Raw genomic sequence first — 15,760 nt, forward strand, 5'->3', positions numbered from 1 at the left:
TAGTTGAAAGGAGGATCCACTTTGAGCCGTTTAAAAGAAAAATTCAATACTGAAGTTACTGAGAACTTAATGAAAGAATTCAATTACAGTTCAGTAATGGAAGTACCTAAAATCGATAAAATCGTTGTGAACATGGGTGTAGGTGACGCAGTTCAAAACTCTAAAGTATTAGATAATGCTGTTGAAGAGTTAACATTAATCACTGGTCAAAAACCATTAATCACAAAAGCTAAAAAATCAGTAGCAACATTCCGTTTACGTGAAGGTATGCCAATCGGAGCAAAAGTTACACTTCGCGGTGAAAGAATGTATGAATTCCTAGATAAATTGATCTCAGTATCATTACCACGTGTACGTGACTTCCACGGTGTTTCTAAGAAAGCATTTGATGGACGCGGCAACTACACATTAGGTGTTAAAGAACAATTAATTTTCCCAGAAATCGATTATGATAAAGTAAGTAAAGTAAGAGGAATGGATATCGTTATTGTTACAACTGCTAACACAGACGAAGAAGCTCGTGAATTGTTAACTCAATTCGGTATGCCATTTCAAAAGTAAGCTCTAATATAAAGGAGGCTAATTAAGTGGCTAAAAAATCAATGGTTGCAAAACAAGCTAAAAAGCAAAAATTCCCAGTTCGCGAATATACTCGCTGTGAACGCTGTGGCCGTCCACATTCTGTATACCGCAAATTTAAATTATGCCGTATCTGTTTCCGTGAATTAGCTTACAAAGGCCAAATCCCTGGCGTTCGTAAAGCTAGCTGGTAATTAAAGAGAGTCTTGAAAGGAGGCAACAATCTATGACAATGTCAGATCCAATCGCAGATATGCTAACTCGTGTAAGAAACGCAAACATGGTGCGTCATGAAAAAATCGAGTTGCCTGCGTCAAATATTAAAAAACAAATCGCTGAAATCCTTAAAAATGAAGGTTTCATCAAAAACGTTGAGTTCGTAGAAGACGATAAACAAGGTGTTTTACGTTTATTCCTTAAATATGGTCAAAACAACGAACGCGTTATCACAGGCTTAAAACGTATTTCTAAACCAGGTTTACGTGTTTATGCTAAAGCTGAAGAAGTACCTAAAGTATTAAACGGTTTAGGTATTGCATTAGTATCAACTTCTGAAGGTATTTTAACTGACAGAGAAGCAAGAAAACGTAATGTAGGCGGAGAAGTACTAGCATACGTTTGGTAATAAATAATTAAGGAGGTGCCCGTAAATGAGCCGTGTAGGTAAGAAAATCATTGAAATTCCTAGTGATGTAACAGTAGACATCAAAGGTAATGTTATTACAGTTAAAGGTCCTAAAGGTGAATTAACTAGAACTTTTGACGATAGCATGACTTATAAACAAGAAGACAACACATTAGAAGTTGTTCGTCCATCTGATTCTCAAAAAGATAGAACAGTTCACGGAACAACTCGTGCGTTAATTAACAATATGGTACAAGGTGTTTCTAAAGGCTACGAAAAAACTTTAGAAATGATCGGTGTAGGTTACCGTGCACAATTGCAAGGTAAAAACTTAGTTCTTAACGTTGGTTACTCTCACCCAGTTGAATTCATTCCAGAAGAAGGAATCACATTCACAGTTGAGAAAAACACAACAGTTAAAGTAGAAGGTATTTCTAAAGAACAAGTTGGTGCTACAGCTTCTAAAATCCGTGCCGTAAGACCACCAGAACCTTATAAAGGTAAAGGTATCCGTTACCAAGGCGAATATGTTCGTCGTAAAGAAGGTAAAACTGGTAAATAATAAATAACTCTCTAAAGAAAGGAGAATAAAGCATGATCAGCAAAATTGATAAAAATAAAGTACGCTTAAAAAGACATGCACGTGTACGTACGAACTTATCAGGTACATCTGAAAAACCTCGTTTAAACGTATATCGTTCAAACAAACACATCTATGCACAAATCATTGATGATTCAAAAGGCGTAACTTTAGCTCAAGCATCAACTCAAGATAAAGATTTCGAAAACGAAACTGGTTCAAAAGTTGAATTATCTGCCAAAGTGGGCGAAGCAATCGCTAAAAAAGCAGTTGATAAAGGTATCACTGCAATCGTCTTCGACCGTGGAGGTTACTTATACCATGGACGTGTTAAAGCATTAGCAGATGCAGCACGTGAAAATGGCTTAGAATTTTAATCATAAAAGGAGGGACAATTAATGGCTCGCAGAGATGAAGAAAACAAAGAATTTGAAGAACGCGTTGTTACGATTAACCGTGTTGCGAAAGTTGTAAAAGGTGGACGTCGTTTCCGTTTCACAGCATTAGTAGTTGTTGGAGACAAAAATGGTCGTGTTGGATTCGGTACAGGTAAAGCACAAGAGGTGCCTGAAGCGATCAAAAAAGCAGTAGAAGCTGCTAAAAAAGAATTAGTATCTGTTAACCGTGTAGAAGGTACTACTCCACACACTATTACTGGTCAGTTCGGATCAGGAAGTGTATTATTGAAACCAGCAGCACCTGGTACTGGTGTTATCGCCGGTGGACCAGTTCGTGCCGTATTAGAATTAGCAGGTATCACTGATATCTTAAGTAAGTCATTAGGTTCAAACACACCAATTAACATGGTTCGTGCGACAATTAATGGTTTAGAAAATCTAAAAAGTGCTGAAGAAGTTGCGAAATTACGCGGCAAATCAGTAGAAGAATTATACAATTAAGGAGGGAAAATAAATAATGGCTAAATTACAAATTACCCTCACTCGCAGTGTTATCGGTCGTCCAGAAACACAACGTAAAACTGTTCAAGCGTTAGGTTTGAAAAAAACTAACTCTTCAGTAGTAGTTGAAGACAACGATGCAATCCGTGGCCAAATCAACAAAGTAAGCCACTTAGTAAAAGTTGAAGAAGTAAACGCATAATCAGATAAAATTATAAGGAGGTGCCGTAATGAAATTACATGATTTACATCCAGCAGAAGGATCACGTAAAGTCCGCAACCGTGTAGGCCGTGGTGCTGCTACAGGTAATGGTAAAACAAGTGGACGTGGTCAAAAAGGTCAAAAAGCACGTTCAGGTGGTAAAGTAAGACCAGGTTTCGAAGGTGGTCAATTACCATTATTCCGTCGTTTACCTAAACGCGGTTTCACTAACATCAACCGTAAAGAATATGCTGTAGTGAACTTAGACCAATTAAACCGTTTTGATGAAGGTACAGAAGTAACTCCTGAACTATTAATCGAAACTGGCGTAGTAAAAAATGCTAAAGCGGGTATCAAAGTATTAGGTAATGGTTCTTTAGAGAAAAAGTTAACAGTTAAAGCACAAAAATTCTCTGCATCTGCAGCTGAAGCAATTGATGCTAAAGGTGGAGCACACGAGGTGATCTAATGTTTGACACATTCGTAGACTTCTTCAAAACTAAAGAAGTTCGAAACAAGATCTTTTTTACGCTCGCAATGCTTGTAATATTTAAAATAGGTACTTATATACCGGCGCCTGGAGTTAATCCAGCAGCGTTTGAAAGTCAACAAGGTTCTCAAGGTGTCACTGATCTGTTGAATACATTCGGTGGGGGAGCCTTGAAGAACTTTTCCATTTTTGCAATGGGGATTATGCCCTACATCACTGCTTCCATCGTAATGCAGTTATTGCAAATGGATATAGTTCCTAAGTTTACAGAATGGGCCAAACAAGGTGACGTTGGTCGTAAGAAATTGAATAACGTCACACGTTACTTTGCAATCATCTTGGCATTCATCCAATCAATTGGGATGGCATTCCAATTCAATAACTATCTAAAAGGTGCATTGATCGTAGATCCGTCACCTATGAGTTATTTGTTAATTGCAATTGTATTAACAGCAGGAACAGCTTTCTTACTTTGGTTAGGTGAACAGATAACCCAATACGGTGTAGGTAATGGTATTTCAATTATTATCTTCGCTGGTATTCTGTCAACGTTGCCGTCATCACTGATTCAGTTCTACCAACAAGCTTTTGTAGGACAAAGTGATACGACTATGGCATGGTTGCAAGTTGCAGCATTAATCATTGGTTTGATTTTACTGACAATGGGTGCTGTGTACGTACTTCAAGCTGTTCGTAAAATACCTATTCAATATGCGAAGAAGCAAACAGCTCAGCGTTTAGGTCGAAATGCAACTTACTTGCCGTTGAAAGTTAACTCAGCAGGGGTTATCCCGGTTATCTTTGCTATGGCATTCTTCTTGTTACCAAGAACATTAACAATGTTCTTCCCTAAAGCAGACTGGGCTCAGCAAATTGCCAATACAGCCAATCCATCAAATAATATCGGAATGGTAATTTACATTATCTTGATCATTGCATTCACTTATTTCTATGCATTCGTTCAAGTTAATCCTGAGAAAATGGCTGACAATCTTAAGAAGCAAGGCAGCTACGTACCGGGTATCAGACCTGGTGAACAAACTAAAAAGTATATTACTAAAGTTTTATATCGTTTAACTTTTGTAGGTTCTATTTTCTTAGCAGCAATTGCAATCTTACCGATTCTTGCTACTAAATTTATGAACTTGCCGCAATCGATTCAAGTCGGCGGTACAAGCTTGTTGATTGTTATCGGTGTTGCTATCGAGACAATGAAAAGCTTGGAAGCACAAGTTAATCAAAAAGAATATAAAGGCTTTGGTGGTAGATAATTTGTAGGAGGGCAATATGAATATCATCTTAATGGGTTTACCTGGCGCAGGTAAAGGAACTCAAGCGAGTGAAATTGTTAAGAAATTCCCTATTCCGCATATATCTACAGGTGATATGTTTAGAAAAGCTATCAAAGATCAAACTGAATTAGGTAAAGAAGCTAAGTCTTATATGGACCGCGGCGAACTTGTACCTGATGAAGTAACTGTGGGTATCGTTAAAGAAAGACTTTCTGAAGACGATGCGAAAAAAGGATTTTTATTAGATGGTTTCCCACGTACACTTGAACAAGCAGAAGCATTAAGTAAAATCATGACAGAACTTGGCAGAAAGATTGATGCAGTTATTAACATTGAAGTTCCGGAAGAAGAACTTATGAACCGTCTTACAGGACGTCGCGTATGTGAAATTTGCGGAACAACTTATCATCTTGTGTTCAATCCTCCAAAAGTGGATGGTGTTTGCGATCTTGACGGCGGTAAATTATACCAACGTGAAGACGACAACCCAGAAACAGTTGCAAAACGTTTAGAAGTTAACGTTAAACAATCAAAACCTATCTTAGAATACTATGATAATAAAGGTGTTGTTAAAAACGTTGACGGATCTAGAGATATTCAAGAAGTTACTGATTCAGTAATTGATATCTTGAACAATCTTAAGTAATTCAACATTGCTGCTTGTATGTTGAATGAAGGCAGTCTAACATTGTTTGTCTCTCAGCCTAACGAATTTTGAGTGACATATTAACGATAATGATTCCCAAATTTTGTTCAACGATTTGATACAAGTGCAGTATGTCTAACATTTTCCAATAGACATTAACTAATAATGCAAAAGGGGGAATTGTTCTAATGGCAAAACAAGATGTAATTGAATTAGAAGGTACAGTATTAGATACTTTACCAAATGCAATGTTTAAAGTAGAATTAGAAAATGGTCATGAAATTTTAGCACACGTTAGTGGTAAAATCAGAATGAATTATATTCGTATTCTACCTGGCGACAAAGTAACAGTAGAAATGTCTCCGTATGATTTAACACGCGGAAGAATCACTTATCGTTATAAATAATTCGTCACTCCATTATTACAGGGAGGTATAAAAATGAAAGTAAGACCATCAGTTAAACCTATTTGCGAAAAATGTAAAGTCATTAAACGTAAAGGTAAAGTAATGATCATTTGTGAAAATCCAAAACACAAACAAAGACAAGGTTAATAAAAGAGAGGTGTAAAATAATATGGCACGTATTGCAGGAGTCGATATTCCACGCGAAAAACGCGTTGTAATTTCATTAACTTATATTTACGGTATTGGTAAATCAACTGCTGAAAAAATCATTGAAGAAGCAGGAGTTTCACCACAAACTCGTACTAACGAATTAACAGACGATGAATTAGCACGTATCCGTGAAGTTGTAGATGGCTACAAAGTAGAAGGTGACTTACGTCGTGAGCAAAACTTAAACATCAAACGTTTAATGGAAATCTCTTCTTACCGTGGTATCCGTCACCGTCGTGGCTTACCAGTTCGCGGTCAAAAGACTAAAAACAATGCTCGTACTCGTAAAGGCCCAGTTAAAACTGTAGCTAACAAGAAAAAATAATAGGTAAAGGAGGAAAATTTTAATGGCACGTAAACAAGTATCTCGTAAACGCAGAGTGAAAAAGAATGTTGAAAACGGTGTAGCTCACATTCGTTCAACTTTCAACAATACAATCGTAACAATTACTGATGAATTCGGTAATGCATTATCATGGTCATCAGCAGGTGCACTTGGTTTCAAAGGTTCTAAAAAATCTACACCATTCGCAGCTCAAATGGCTTCTGAAACAGCATCAAAAACAGCTATGGAACATGGCTTGAAAACTGTAGAAGTAACAGTTAAAGGACCTGGCCCAGGCCGTGAATCAGCTATCCGTGCATTGCAATCAGCAGGTTTAGAAGTAACAGCTATCAGAGACGTTACTCCAGTACCTCATAACGGTTGCCGTCCGCCAAAACGTCGTCGCGTATAATATTATTGTTAAGAAATGTTATTTTCCGAAGATCACTAAGATAAGAAGTATCTTATAAGTCGACGTAACCAAGGAGGATATGTAAATAATGATAGAAATTGAAAAACCTAGAATTGAGACAATTGAAATTAGTGAAGATGCTAAATTCGGTAAGTTTGTTGTTGAACCACTAGAACGTGGCTATGGCACTACGCTAGGAAACTCCTTACGTCGTATCCTACTATCTTCATTGCCAGGTGCAGCCGTTAAATACATCGAGATTGAAGGAGTTTTACACGAATTCTCTGCAATTGATAACGTAGTAGAAGATGTATCTACAATCATTATGAATATTAAGAAACTTGCTCTTAAAATTTATTCTGAAGAAGATAAAACTTTAGAAATCGATGTTAAAGATGAAGGCGAAGTAACAGCAGCTGACATTACTCACGACAGTGATGTTGAAATTTTAAACCCAGAGCTTAAAATTGCTACAGTTGCTAAAGGTGGACACTTAAAAATCCGTCTTGTTGCGAATAAGGGTAGAGGTTACGCATTAGCTGAACAAAATAATACTAGTGATTTACCAATTGGTGTTATCCCGGTTGACTCTTTATACTCACCAGTTGAAAGAGTAAACTATACAGTTGAAAACACTCGTGTAGGTCAAAGCAGTGACTTTGATAAATTAACTTTAGATGTATGGACTGATGGATCAATCACTCCGCAAGAGTCAGTTTCATTAGCAGCAAAAATTATGACTGAACACTTGAACATCTTTGTTGGACTCACTGATGAAGCTAAAAACGCTGAAATCATGATTGAAAAAGAAGAAGATCAAAAAGAAAAAGTACTTGAAATGTCTATTGAAGAATTAGACTTATCAGTACGTTCTTATAACTGTCTAAAACGTGCAGGCATCAACAGTGTTCAAGAATTGGCTGACAAATCTGAAGCAGATATGATGAAAGTACGTAATTTAGGTCGTAAATCTTTAGAAGAAGTAAAATATAAACTCGAAGACTTAGGTTTAGGTCTTAGAAAAGAAGATTGATAAAGGAGGTTAACTCATGGGTTACAGAAAATTAGGTCGTACATCTGATCAACGTAAAGCAATGTTACGCGACTTAGCGACATCATTAATCGTTAACGAGCGCATTGAAACTACTGAAGCTCGCGGTAAAGAATTACGCGGTGTAGTTGATAAATTAATCACTTTAGGTAAAAAAGGCGATTTAGCTTCTCGTCGTCAAGCAGCTAAAATCGTTCGTGATGTTCAAATCCAAAACGAAGATGGTACTACACAAACAGCTTTACAAAAATTATTCGGTGAAATTGCTCCACGTTACACAGAACGTCAAGGCGGTTACACTCGTGTACTTAAAGCAGGTCCACGTCGCGGTGACGGTGCTGAATCAGCAATTGTCGAATTAGTTTAATCAAAGCATAACTTGAAACCAAGTAACGATGGTAAGTAGAAGCACACGATGAGAACATTGTGCGCTTATCATTGTACAAATAAACACACTGACTATATGAATATATAAAGCAAATGAGTGCAACGATAATGTTTGCCACATACAAATATTGTCTAGCTCAGAGTGCCCCATTCAAAGAACTTAATAGATTTTAAAGCGTGAACTCAATTAATGAATGGGGTGCGCGCTTTTTTATTTTGAAACCCCTGTTGCGGTAAAGACGTGAAGGGGTTTTTCTCATACACTTGCATATACACACTAGTTATATTCATGTACAATGATAGAGTGAAATCAATCAGAAGGGACAGAGGCATGTTGAATACTGAACAAATACTTGAATTTGATGATGTATCATTTCAATATCAGGGTGACGAGTGGTTTACATTAAAACATATCTCTTTTTCTATCCCTAAAGGTAAGTGGACATCGATCGTCGGACATAATGGATCAGGAAAGTCGACCATCGCTAAATTAATGATGGGTATGATGGACTACCAAGAGGGTGAAATACGTTATAATGGACAGTTGATGACATCTGAGAATCTGTATGACATCCGAAAAAATATTGGTATCGTATTTCAGAATCCTGAAAACCAATTTGTAGGTTCGACTGTTCAGTATGATGTGGCATTTGGTCTTGAAAACTTAGCAGTGTCATATGAGCAAATGCACGAGGATGTAGCACAAGTTTTAAAAGAGGTACAAATGTATGCACAACGTAATCATGAGCCGCAAGCACTCTCTGGCGGCCAGAAACAGCGTGTTGCGATTGCAGGTGTACTTGTTTTAAGTCCTGAACTGATTATCTTAGACGAGGCAACATCTATGCTTGATCCTGAAGGTAAACAATCGTTGATGCAGCTGGTGAGACATTTGAACGAAGCACGCAATGTAACGATTGTATCAATTACGCATGATTTAACAGAGACTTTGGATTCAGATTATATGATTGTAATGAATCGCGGTGAAGTGCACGAAAAAGGCACACCAGAAGCAATCTTTAAGAAAGGAGCATCATTAGCTGAAATAGGCTTGGACTTGCCGTTTTCAATGCGGATTAATTCGTTATTAGGCAATCCATCTGAGTTTCTGACTTATGATGAGTTGGTAGCACGTTTATGAGTATACAATTTAATGACGTTACTTACATTTACCAGCAAGGTACACCTTTTGAATATGAAGCATTGCATCATATTAATACTGAATTTGAAGCAGGTCAGTATTATGCGGTTATAGGCCAAACAGGATCTGGTAAATCAACGTTAATACAACATTTCAACGGCTTATTAAAACCTACTTACGGTCATGTTGCACTTGATGATTTAGTCATCAAGAAAAAAACAAAAGATAAAGCAATTCGTCCAATGAGACAACGTGTGGGACTGGTATTTCAGTTTCCGGAAGCACAATTATTCGAAGACAGTGTAGAACGAGAAGTCTTATTCGGACCTAAAAACTTTCATATGGATTTAGAAAAGGTAAAAGACTATGCATATCGTTTGTTAAAGCGTTTGGGCTTTGACCGTAACATTATGGCGAAATCACCGTTTCAAATGTCTGGAGGTCAAATGCGTAAAATAGCGATTGTATCTATTTTAGCGATGAATCCGGATATTATCGTATTGGATGAACCGACCGCAGGACTAGATCCGCATAGCCGAGAACAAGTCATGGACCTGTTAAAACAATTACAGCAAGAGGGCAAAACAATTGTGCTTGTGACACATGATATGAATGATGTGGCACGTTATGCAGACCAAGTTAAAGTGTTGCAGCAAGGGGCAATTGTATATGAAGGGACACCTAGAGTACTCTTTGGCAATCAAGATAATGTCAATCAATTTCATTTAGATTTGCCTGATATCGTGCAGCTGCAGCGCGATTTTGAACAAAAGTACAATATACGTTTACCAGAAACAGCATTAACAGACCAAGAATTTATCAAGCTCTATAAGGAGTGGCAGCACCATGAAGAATAAATTTATCATAGGCCGCTATTTACCTTTAGATTCCATCATTCATAAAATGGATCCTAGAGCTAAATTAGCTTTTGTATTCTTTTATATTATATTAGTATTCTTTTGTCACAGCTTTACGATGTATGCCTGGATGTTATTGGTTCTGTTGGTATTTATGTATAGTGCAAAAATCAAATTGTTGTATTTATTAAAAGGCCTGACACCGATTTTGTTCTTTTTAATTTTCACCTTTTTAATGCATCTCTTTTTAACTAAGGGAGGCACCACGTTATTTACATGGAAATTCATTTCCATAGATTCAGGCGGTATTATAGAAGGGATATTTATCTCAATGCGTTTAATGTTTATTATGATGGCTTCAACGATTATGACATTGACAACAAATCCTATCGCATTGACCGATGCTTTTGATAAAATATTGTCCCCTTTAAAAGTTATTAAAGTCCCTGTACAGCAATTAAGCATGATGATGTCGATTGCTTTACGATTTATACCGACGCTTATGGAAGAGTTGGATAAAATTATTCTGGCTCAAAAATCCAGAGGTTCTGAAATTAGTTCCGGATCAATCGGACAGCGTATTAAAGCGTTTATTCCTTTGTTGATTCCATTGTTTATTTCTGCCTTTCAAAGAGCTGAAGATTTAGCAGTCGCAATGGAAGTCAGAGGGTATGATATGAATGCAAAACGTACAAGTTTTCGTAAACTTGAATGGCAATCAAAGGATACAATGCTCGTAGGTGCATTAATCCCGATTGCAGCAGTACTATTTGTATTGAAATATTTAGGAGTGTAGCCGTGTGCGTATATTAGTAAATATTACTTATCAAGGAAGCAACTTTTATGGCTTTCAGATACAGCAGCACGAAAGAACCGTGCAGCAGCAATTCGAAAAGATTTTAAAACGCATGCATAAACGTCATGTACGTATTCATCCTTCAAGCAGAACGGATCGAGGTGTGCATGCGCTAGAACAATATTTCCATTTTGATACAGAACTTGATATTGCGCCGAAGCAATGGCAATATGCGATGAACAGCGCTTTGCCTGACGACATCTATGTTAAAGAGGTATCTATTGTCGATGATGACTTTCATTGCCGCTACGACTGCGTAGGGAAGCGTTATCGCTATAAAGTGTATCAAGCAGCACACCGTGATGTATTTATGAGCGGTTTGAAGACGTTCAATAATTATGAATTAGATTTAGATAAAATGAACGAAGCAGCACAACAGTTTATAGGTACGCATGATTTTACCGGCTTTTGTTCTCAAAAGACAGAAGTTGAAAGCAAAGAACGTACCCTGTATCAAAGTGAAATTATTCAAACAGAAAACGGCTTCGACTATATTGTGACTGGCTCAGGTTTCTTATATAATATGGTACGTGTGTTAGTCGCATTTTTAATCGAAGTCGGTAAAGGCAAACGTGCACCAGAGGATGTATTGCCTCTGTTAGAAGCGAAAGATCGCAACCAAGTTCCGTTTACTGCACCGGCAGAAGGGCTTTATTTGGAGAAGATCTATTTATCGCCGGAAGCACTGACACAAGACTTCGGAACAGATATCAAAATTCATTGCAAAAAATCACTTGAAAATGATTGATTCGTATTGACAAATACATCAATAAATTATACGATTATAAACGGTATTGTTTTATATCACCCCACGATAAGCCCCGGAAACTTATTGTGTTACTAGATATAGAAGCAAAGTCGAACGAACTCAACAAATGAACTTATCTGAGCTTTGAATCGTAACATTGTTTTTTAAAAAAGCAACTCAACACGCAGTTATTATTAGGAGGACAATTATTATGCGTCAAACATTTATGGCTAATGAATCAAACATTGAGCGCAAATGGTATGTTATTGATGCGGCTGGCCAAACTTTAGGTCGTTTATCATCAGAAGTAGCATCTATTTTACGCGGAAAACATAAAGTAACTTTCACACCACACGTAGACAGCGGTGACTATGTAATCATCATCAACGCTGGACAAATCGAAATGACAGGTAACAAAGAATCTGACAAAGTTTATTACCGTCACTCAAACTACCCAGGTGGTATTAAATCAATCACAGCTGGTGAATTAAAAGAGAAAAACCCAGCACGTTTACTTGAAATTTCAATTAAAGGTATGTTACCAAGCAACCGATTAGGCGAAAAACAAGGTAAAAAATTATTTGTATATGGTGGCGCTGAACATCCACACGCTGCACAACAACCAGAAAACTACGAGTTACGTGGTTAATTAGAAGGAGGAAATTACATTGGCACAAGTTGAATATAGAGGCACAGGCCGTCGTAAACACTCAGTAGCACGTGTACGTTTAGTACCAGGCGAAGGTAACATCACTGTAAATGGTGAAGACGTACGTGAATATTTACCATTTGAATCATTAATCTTAGACTTAAACCAACCATTCGACGTTACAGAAACTCAAGGTAACTATGATGTTTTAGTTAACGTACACGGTGGCGGTTTCACAGGTCAAGCACAAGCTATCCGTCATGGTATCGCTCGTGCATTATTAGAAGCTGATCCTGAATACAGAAGTTCTTTAAAACGCGCTGGATTACTTACTCGTGACCCACGTATGAAAGAACGTAAAAAACCAGGTCTTAAAAAAGCACGTCGTTCACCACAATTCTCAAAACGTTAATTGTCGGAATATACGATGTTTCTATACAACACTTCCCAGATTTGTCGGGAAGTGTTTTTTTTATGAGAAAAAGTTATAATTAAGAAAATAGAGTTAGCAATACTTGAAAGAAGGGAACATCATGAAGAAAATCATCAGAAATATTGCGAGATGCAAAATGTGTGGAGACATTATTGAATCAAAACATAGACATGATTTTGTTGGTTGTAAATGCGGTTGTATCTATTTAGATGGCGGAACAGATTATCAAAGATTTTTGTGGCATACCCAAGAAGGAAAAGGGAAAGAAAGTTCGAACTACATTGATTTGAGCCTAACTGTTTATGAAGAAGAGGATGAAAATAAAACAGAATGAGAATATACTTTGTCAGACATTCATTAAGAGATAATAGTGTGAAAGAAAAATAGGACGCTGGGTAGAAAATTTTAATGAATTTGCGGAAAGTCAGTGGCAAGATTTTGACTATAAGTTGGAGAATGGTGAGTCATTAAATGAAGTTCAAGATCGTATTATGAAAACCTATCATCAAATTATAGAGAACAATGAAGCAGAAACATTATTAATTTGTGGTCATGGTACCGCATTGTCACTTTTATTTAATCACTTAACAAATGGTCGTTTTGGTTATAAAGACTTTCTACAAATGAAAATGCCATCTATCTATTTATTTGAAACAAAGTCACAAGCATTAACACGGATCCAGTGATATTTCGTATTAAAATCAGTGAATACGCTAATATCATCTTATGACGAATGTGTTTATACTTGAAGAGAGGAAATTTAAGAATTGCAGGTGTTTGTGATGTTTAATATTAGTTCAGTATCAAATGAGGTTAAAGAAGAAGTTAAAGCACTCATTGATCAACATATACATCAAGAAGATATTAATGGCATGTTAATAGAGCTCTCTCAAACTGTCTCAAGCAGTAAAATTACAGAAGCACTTAGACAGCTTTACTTTATAGAAAAATTTACGTCTATGTATGGAATAGAACGATTTGTTTTAACATATGAAAAAGTGACAAATCAATCACTGACAGAAATCACACTTTCACACGATAGCATTCATCCATTGAATATCTTTTTACAAGAAATTCGCGCACTTCAGTCATTGATTCAAGAAACAGGCAAGTTAATGTACAAAGTTGAAAGCAATGATACAGAAGCGGTGACATCATTTAAAGAGAACGTACAAGCACTTTCAGGCGTGATTCCGCATTTTAACCGTAAAGAAAAGATTATCTTTCCTGTTATTGAGCGAAGAGGCCAGTATATTATGCCTCGTAAAATGTGGGCAGATGATGACGCTATTCGTTTTGCGTTAAACAAATTGCAAAAACGTGCAGTTAAACTTGAAGAAGTAGAATGGCGACATATAGAAAGTGCCTATATTGAATTAGAAAGCAGTTTAATGGACATGTTGCGCCAAGAAGAGATCCTATTCATCCCCTTAATGCAAGAAGATATCAGTGCAGTTGAGTGGCAGCAAATTGCACAAGAAAGCAGCGCTTTTGGGTATGCGATAGAAGTTACTGAGACATGGCAAGATTCTGATATAGAATTAACACCTATTGATGCACAATTTGATGCAAAACAAGGACAACAGAATTTACGCTTTGGCGGAGGGTTCTTAACGACAAAAGAAGCAGATCTTATTTTAAATAACTTGCCAGTTGAGATTACATTCGTTGATAAAAATGGTACTTTTAAATACTTTAATGATTTAGTCGAAGCGTCAGAAATGATGTTTATTCGTACACCAATCTCGATTGGAAGAAATGTGGCAAACTGTCACCCGCCTAAAAGTTTAAGTAAAGTTATGCAGATTATCCGTGATTTAAAAACGAAACAGAAAGCTTCAGAATCTATGTGGTTTAAAAAAGGTGACAAGTTTATTCATGTCACATATAAAGCTTTGTTTGATGAGAACGATGAATATATGGGAATACTAGAATATGTACAAGATATACAACCATTCTTTGAATTGCCGCAGAAATTCAAAAGAAATGCGGAAAAATAATTTATGTGAAATAGAAAATCCTCGAGTCAATCTGATTCGAGGATTTTCTTATTATTTAAACCAATAAGTGATGAGATACAAAGGGAAATTCATACAAACGTGAATGAGTATCAATAAATAGATATTTCGATACTTTGCCCAGAAGAAACCAAGGAATATTCCTGCAAGTGCATGTGTAACTAGCGCTTGGGCTGATAATTCTAGCAGATTGCCTTGTCCTTGTATGCCAGCATGCCATAATGACCAAAGAATTGTACTGATACAAACAGAAGCAAGGACACCTAAATGTTCTAAACGAGTTTGAAGCCATACTCGATAAAAGACTTCTTCCAACACAGCGTTCATTAATATCGAAATCACTGTAAAGATAAGTACAAATAGATATGGCTCATCATAAGAGATATGAGATAAGTTATTCAAAGGACTAAAATACAATACTAACCAAATGACAAAGATAATAGGTGCTAACGACCAATTAATGAAGGGCTGAGTTATAGAAAGTATAGAGCGTTTTTCACGCTTGATTACCCATAAAGGAATTATTAACAACAACACCAGCTTATAAATATAAAACAACTCAAAATAAGGTTGAGGTGTAAGGAAAACCAAAACGATATAGACTATGCTTGATATAAGTAAAATACGTGTTGATTTTAAAGGTTTCTGAATGAGCGGCTGAAATTTAAAGTGCCAAGGCAATATAAATAAAGCAGCAAGCGGAATTAAATAGATCAGCCAAATGTTGATAAAATGGGTTTTATCTTGAGCATCTGCACTTGTTTGAATCAGACCGTGTTGTGCAGTCTGTACGTATAAAGCTGAAATCAAAACTAATAATAATGTAATAGCAGGGATAAGCAAACGTAATCTGTTTTTCTGCATGGCGTATCTCCTTAGTATTGAATTATAAAAGTATTTAACTAATAATACCCTACTTTATTCAACTTTGTCTTTTTAAATGAAAAATCCTC

At 36.6% G+C, this 15,760-nt stretch carries 26 protein-coding genes; 25 read left to right on the forward strand and 1 reads right to left on the reverse strand.

Annotation, left to right across the window (positions count from 1 at the left end):
- Nucleotides 1–21 precede the first annotated feature (21 nt).
- The 25 genes from rplE to C7N65_RS04845 all read left to right on the forward strand — a co-directional run bounded on the left by rplE (nt 22) and on the right by C7N65_RS04845 (nt 14,789).
- Nucleotides 22–561 carry a 50S ribosomal protein L5 gene (gene rplE, locus C7N65_RS04725; RefSeq protein ID WP_105993319.1) on the forward strand — a complete coding sequence of 180 codons (540 nt, stop codon included), beginning with the start codon at nt 22–24 and terminating at the stop codon, nt 559–561.
- A 26-nt stretch (nt 562–587) separates the two neighbouring features.
- Nucleotides 588–773 carry a type Z 30S ribosomal protein S14 gene (locus C7N65_RS04730; protein ID WP_105993320.1) on the forward strand — a complete coding sequence of 62 codons (186 nt, stop codon included), beginning with the start codon at nt 588–590 and terminating at the stop codon, nt 771–773.
- Between the two features lie 32 nt (nt 774–805).
- Nucleotides 806–1,204: a 30S ribosomal protein S8 gene (rpsH, locus tag C7N65_RS04735; RefSeq protein ID WP_105993321.1), complete on the forward strand. Its 399-nt coding sequence runs from the start codon at nt 806–808 to the stop codon at nt 1,202–1,204.
- 25 nt (nt 1,205–1,229) lie between these two features.
- Complete coding sequence (gene rplF / locus C7N65_RS04740) at nt 1,230–1,766, forward strand: 50S ribosomal protein L6 (protein ID WP_105993322.1); 537 nt, start codon at nt 1,230–1,232, stop codon at nt 1,764–1,766.
- Between the two features lie 32 nt (nt 1,767–1,798).
- The gene (gene rplR / locus C7N65_RS04745; protein ID WP_105993323.1) at nt 1,799–2,161 is read left to right on the forward strand and encodes a 50S ribosomal protein L18; all 363 of its coding nucleotides are present in this window, start codon (nt 1,799–1,801) and stop codon (nt 2,159–2,161) included.
- A 21-nt stretch (nt 2,162–2,182) separates the two neighbouring features.
- Nucleotides 2,183–2,683 carry a 30S ribosomal protein S5 gene (rpsE, locus tag C7N65_RS04750; protein WP_105993324.1) on the forward strand — a complete coding sequence of 167 codons (501 nt, stop codon included), beginning with the start codon at nt 2,183–2,185 and terminating at the stop codon, nt 2,681–2,683.
- 16 nt (nt 2,684–2,699) lie between these two features.
- Nucleotides 2,700–2,885: a 50S ribosomal protein L30 gene (gene rpmD / locus C7N65_RS04755; RefSeq protein WP_105993325.1), complete on the forward strand. Its 186-nt coding sequence runs from the start codon at nt 2,700–2,702 to the stop codon at nt 2,883–2,885.
- A gap of 28 nt (nt 2,886–2,913) precedes the next feature.
- Entirely contained in the window at nt 2,914–3,354 is a 441-nt protein-coding gene (rplO, locus tag C7N65_RS04760; RefSeq protein ID WP_105993326.1) for a 50S ribosomal protein L15, read from the forward strand.
- Complete coding sequence (gene secY, locus C7N65_RS04765) at nt 3,354–4,646, forward strand: preprotein translocase subunit SecY (RefSeq protein ID WP_105993327.1); 1,293 nt, start codon at nt 3,354–3,356, stop codon at nt 4,644–4,646. The genes rplO and secY overlap by 1 nt, the downstream gene beginning before the upstream one ends.
- Before the next feature lie 16 nt (nt 4,647–4,662).
- A complete protein-coding gene (locus tag C7N65_RS04770; protein WP_105993328.1) occupies nt 4,663–5,313 on the forward strand; it encodes an adenylate kinase in 651 nt (216 codons plus the stop codon).
- 188 nt (nt 5,314–5,501) lie between these two features.
- Complete coding sequence (gene infA, locus C7N65_RS04775; RefSeq protein ID WP_001118443.1) at nt 5,502–5,720, forward strand: translation initiation factor IF-1; 219 nt, start codon at nt 5,502–5,504, stop codon at nt 5,718–5,720.
- Nucleotides 5,721–5,753: 33 nt separating this feature from the next.
- Nucleotides 5,754–5,867: a 50S ribosomal protein L36 gene (gene rpmJ, locus C7N65_RS04780; RefSeq protein WP_002479550.1), complete on the forward strand. Its 114-nt coding sequence runs from the start codon at nt 5,754–5,756 to the stop codon at nt 5,865–5,867.
- Nucleotides 5,868–5,889: 22 nt separating this feature from the next.
- The gene (rpsM, locus tag C7N65_RS04785; RefSeq protein ID WP_105993329.1) at nt 5,890–6,255 is read left to right on the forward strand and encodes a 30S ribosomal protein S13; all 366 of its coding nucleotides are present in this window, start codon (nt 5,890–5,892) and stop codon (nt 6,253–6,255) included.
- 22 nt (nt 6,256–6,277) lie between these two features.
- The gene (gene rpsK, locus C7N65_RS04790; protein ID WP_095104062.1) at nt 6,278–6,667 is read left to right on the forward strand and encodes a 30S ribosomal protein S11; all 390 of its coding nucleotides are present in this window, start codon (nt 6,278–6,280) and stop codon (nt 6,665–6,667) included.
- Between the two features lie 88 nt (nt 6,668–6,755).
- Nucleotides 6,756–7,700 carry a DNA-directed RNA polymerase subunit alpha gene (locus C7N65_RS04795; RefSeq protein ID WP_105993330.1) on the forward strand — a complete coding sequence of 315 codons (945 nt, stop codon included), beginning with the start codon at nt 6,756–6,758 and terminating at the stop codon, nt 7,698–7,700.
- Between the two features lie 16 nt (nt 7,701–7,716).
- Nucleotides 7,717–8,085 (forward strand): 50S ribosomal protein L17, encoded by a 369-nt coding sequence (gene rplQ / locus C7N65_RS04800; RefSeq protein WP_105993331.1) that lies wholly within the window; start codon nt 7,717–7,719, stop codon nt 8,083–8,085.
- Nucleotides 8,086–8,436: 351 nt separating this feature from the next.
- Nucleotides 8,437–9,246, forward strand: coding sequence for an energy-coupling factor transporter ATPase (locus tag C7N65_RS04805; protein ID WP_199790650.1), 810 nt, complete (start codon nt 8,437–8,439; stop codon nt 9,244–9,246).
- Entirely contained in the window at nt 9,243–10,103 is an 861-nt protein-coding gene (locus C7N65_RS04810) for an energy-coupling factor transporter ATPase (RefSeq protein WP_105993332.1), read from the forward strand. The genes C7N65_RS04805 and C7N65_RS04810 overlap by 4 nt, the downstream gene beginning before the upstream one ends.
- The gene (locus C7N65_RS04815) at nt 10,093–10,899 is read left to right on the forward strand and encodes an energy-coupling factor transporter transmembrane component T family protein (protein ID WP_105993333.1); all 807 of its coding nucleotides are present in this window, start codon (nt 10,093–10,095) and stop codon (nt 10,897–10,899) included. Before C7N65_RS04810 ends, C7N65_RS04815 begins: the two co-directional genes overlap by 11 nt.
- A 4-nt stretch (nt 10,900–10,903) precedes the next feature.
- On the forward strand, nt 10,904–11,707 hold the full coding sequence (gene truA / locus C7N65_RS04820; RefSeq protein ID WP_105993334.1) for a tRNA pseudouridine(38-40) synthase TruA: 804 nt from the start codon (nt 10,904–10,906) through the stop codon (nt 11,705–11,707).
- Between the two features lie 211 nt (nt 11,708–11,918).
- Nucleotides 11,919–12,356 carry a 50S ribosomal protein L13 gene (rplM, locus tag C7N65_RS04825; protein WP_105993335.1) on the forward strand — a complete coding sequence of 146 codons (438 nt, stop codon included), beginning with the start codon at nt 11,919–11,921 and terminating at the stop codon, nt 12,354–12,356.
- A 19-nt stretch (nt 12,357–12,375) separates the two neighbouring features.
- Nucleotides 12,376–12,768, forward strand: a complete 393-nt coding sequence (gene rpsI / locus C7N65_RS04830; protein WP_199790651.1) for a 30S ribosomal protein S9 — start codon at nt 12,376–12,378, stop codon at nt 12,766–12,768.
- Nucleotides 12,769–12,889: 121 nt separating this feature from the next.
- Complete coding sequence (locus tag C7N65_RS04835; RefSeq protein WP_105993337.1) at nt 12,890–13,123, forward strand: hypothetical protein; 234 nt, start codon at nt 12,890–12,892, stop codon at nt 13,121–13,123.
- A gap of 49 nt (nt 13,124–13,172) precedes the next feature.
- Nucleotides 13,173–13,475, forward strand: coding sequence for a histidine phosphatase family protein (locus C7N65_RS04840; RefSeq protein ID WP_105993338.1), 303 nt, complete (start codon nt 13,173–13,175; stop codon nt 13,473–13,475).
- Between the two features lie 96 nt (nt 13,476–13,571).
- A complete protein-coding gene (locus tag C7N65_RS04845; protein WP_105993339.1) occupies nt 13,572–14,789 on the forward strand; it encodes a PAS domain-containing protein in 1,218 nt (405 codons plus the stop codon).
- A gap of 51 nt (nt 14,790–14,840) precedes the next feature.
- On the opposite strand, the gene C7N65_RS04850 is transcribed toward C7N65_RS04845, so the two are convergent.
- Entirely contained in the window at nt 14,841–15,671 is an 831-nt protein-coding gene (locus C7N65_RS04850) for a CPBP family intramembrane glutamic endopeptidase (protein WP_105993340.1), read from the reverse strand.
- Nucleotides 15,672–15,760: the final 89 nt, after the last annotated feature.

It is taken from the genome of Staphylococcus simulans (genome assembly GCF_002994445.1).
GTDB lineage: Bacteria > Bacillota > Bacilli > Staphylococcales > Staphylococcaceae > Staphylococcus > Staphylococcus simulans_B.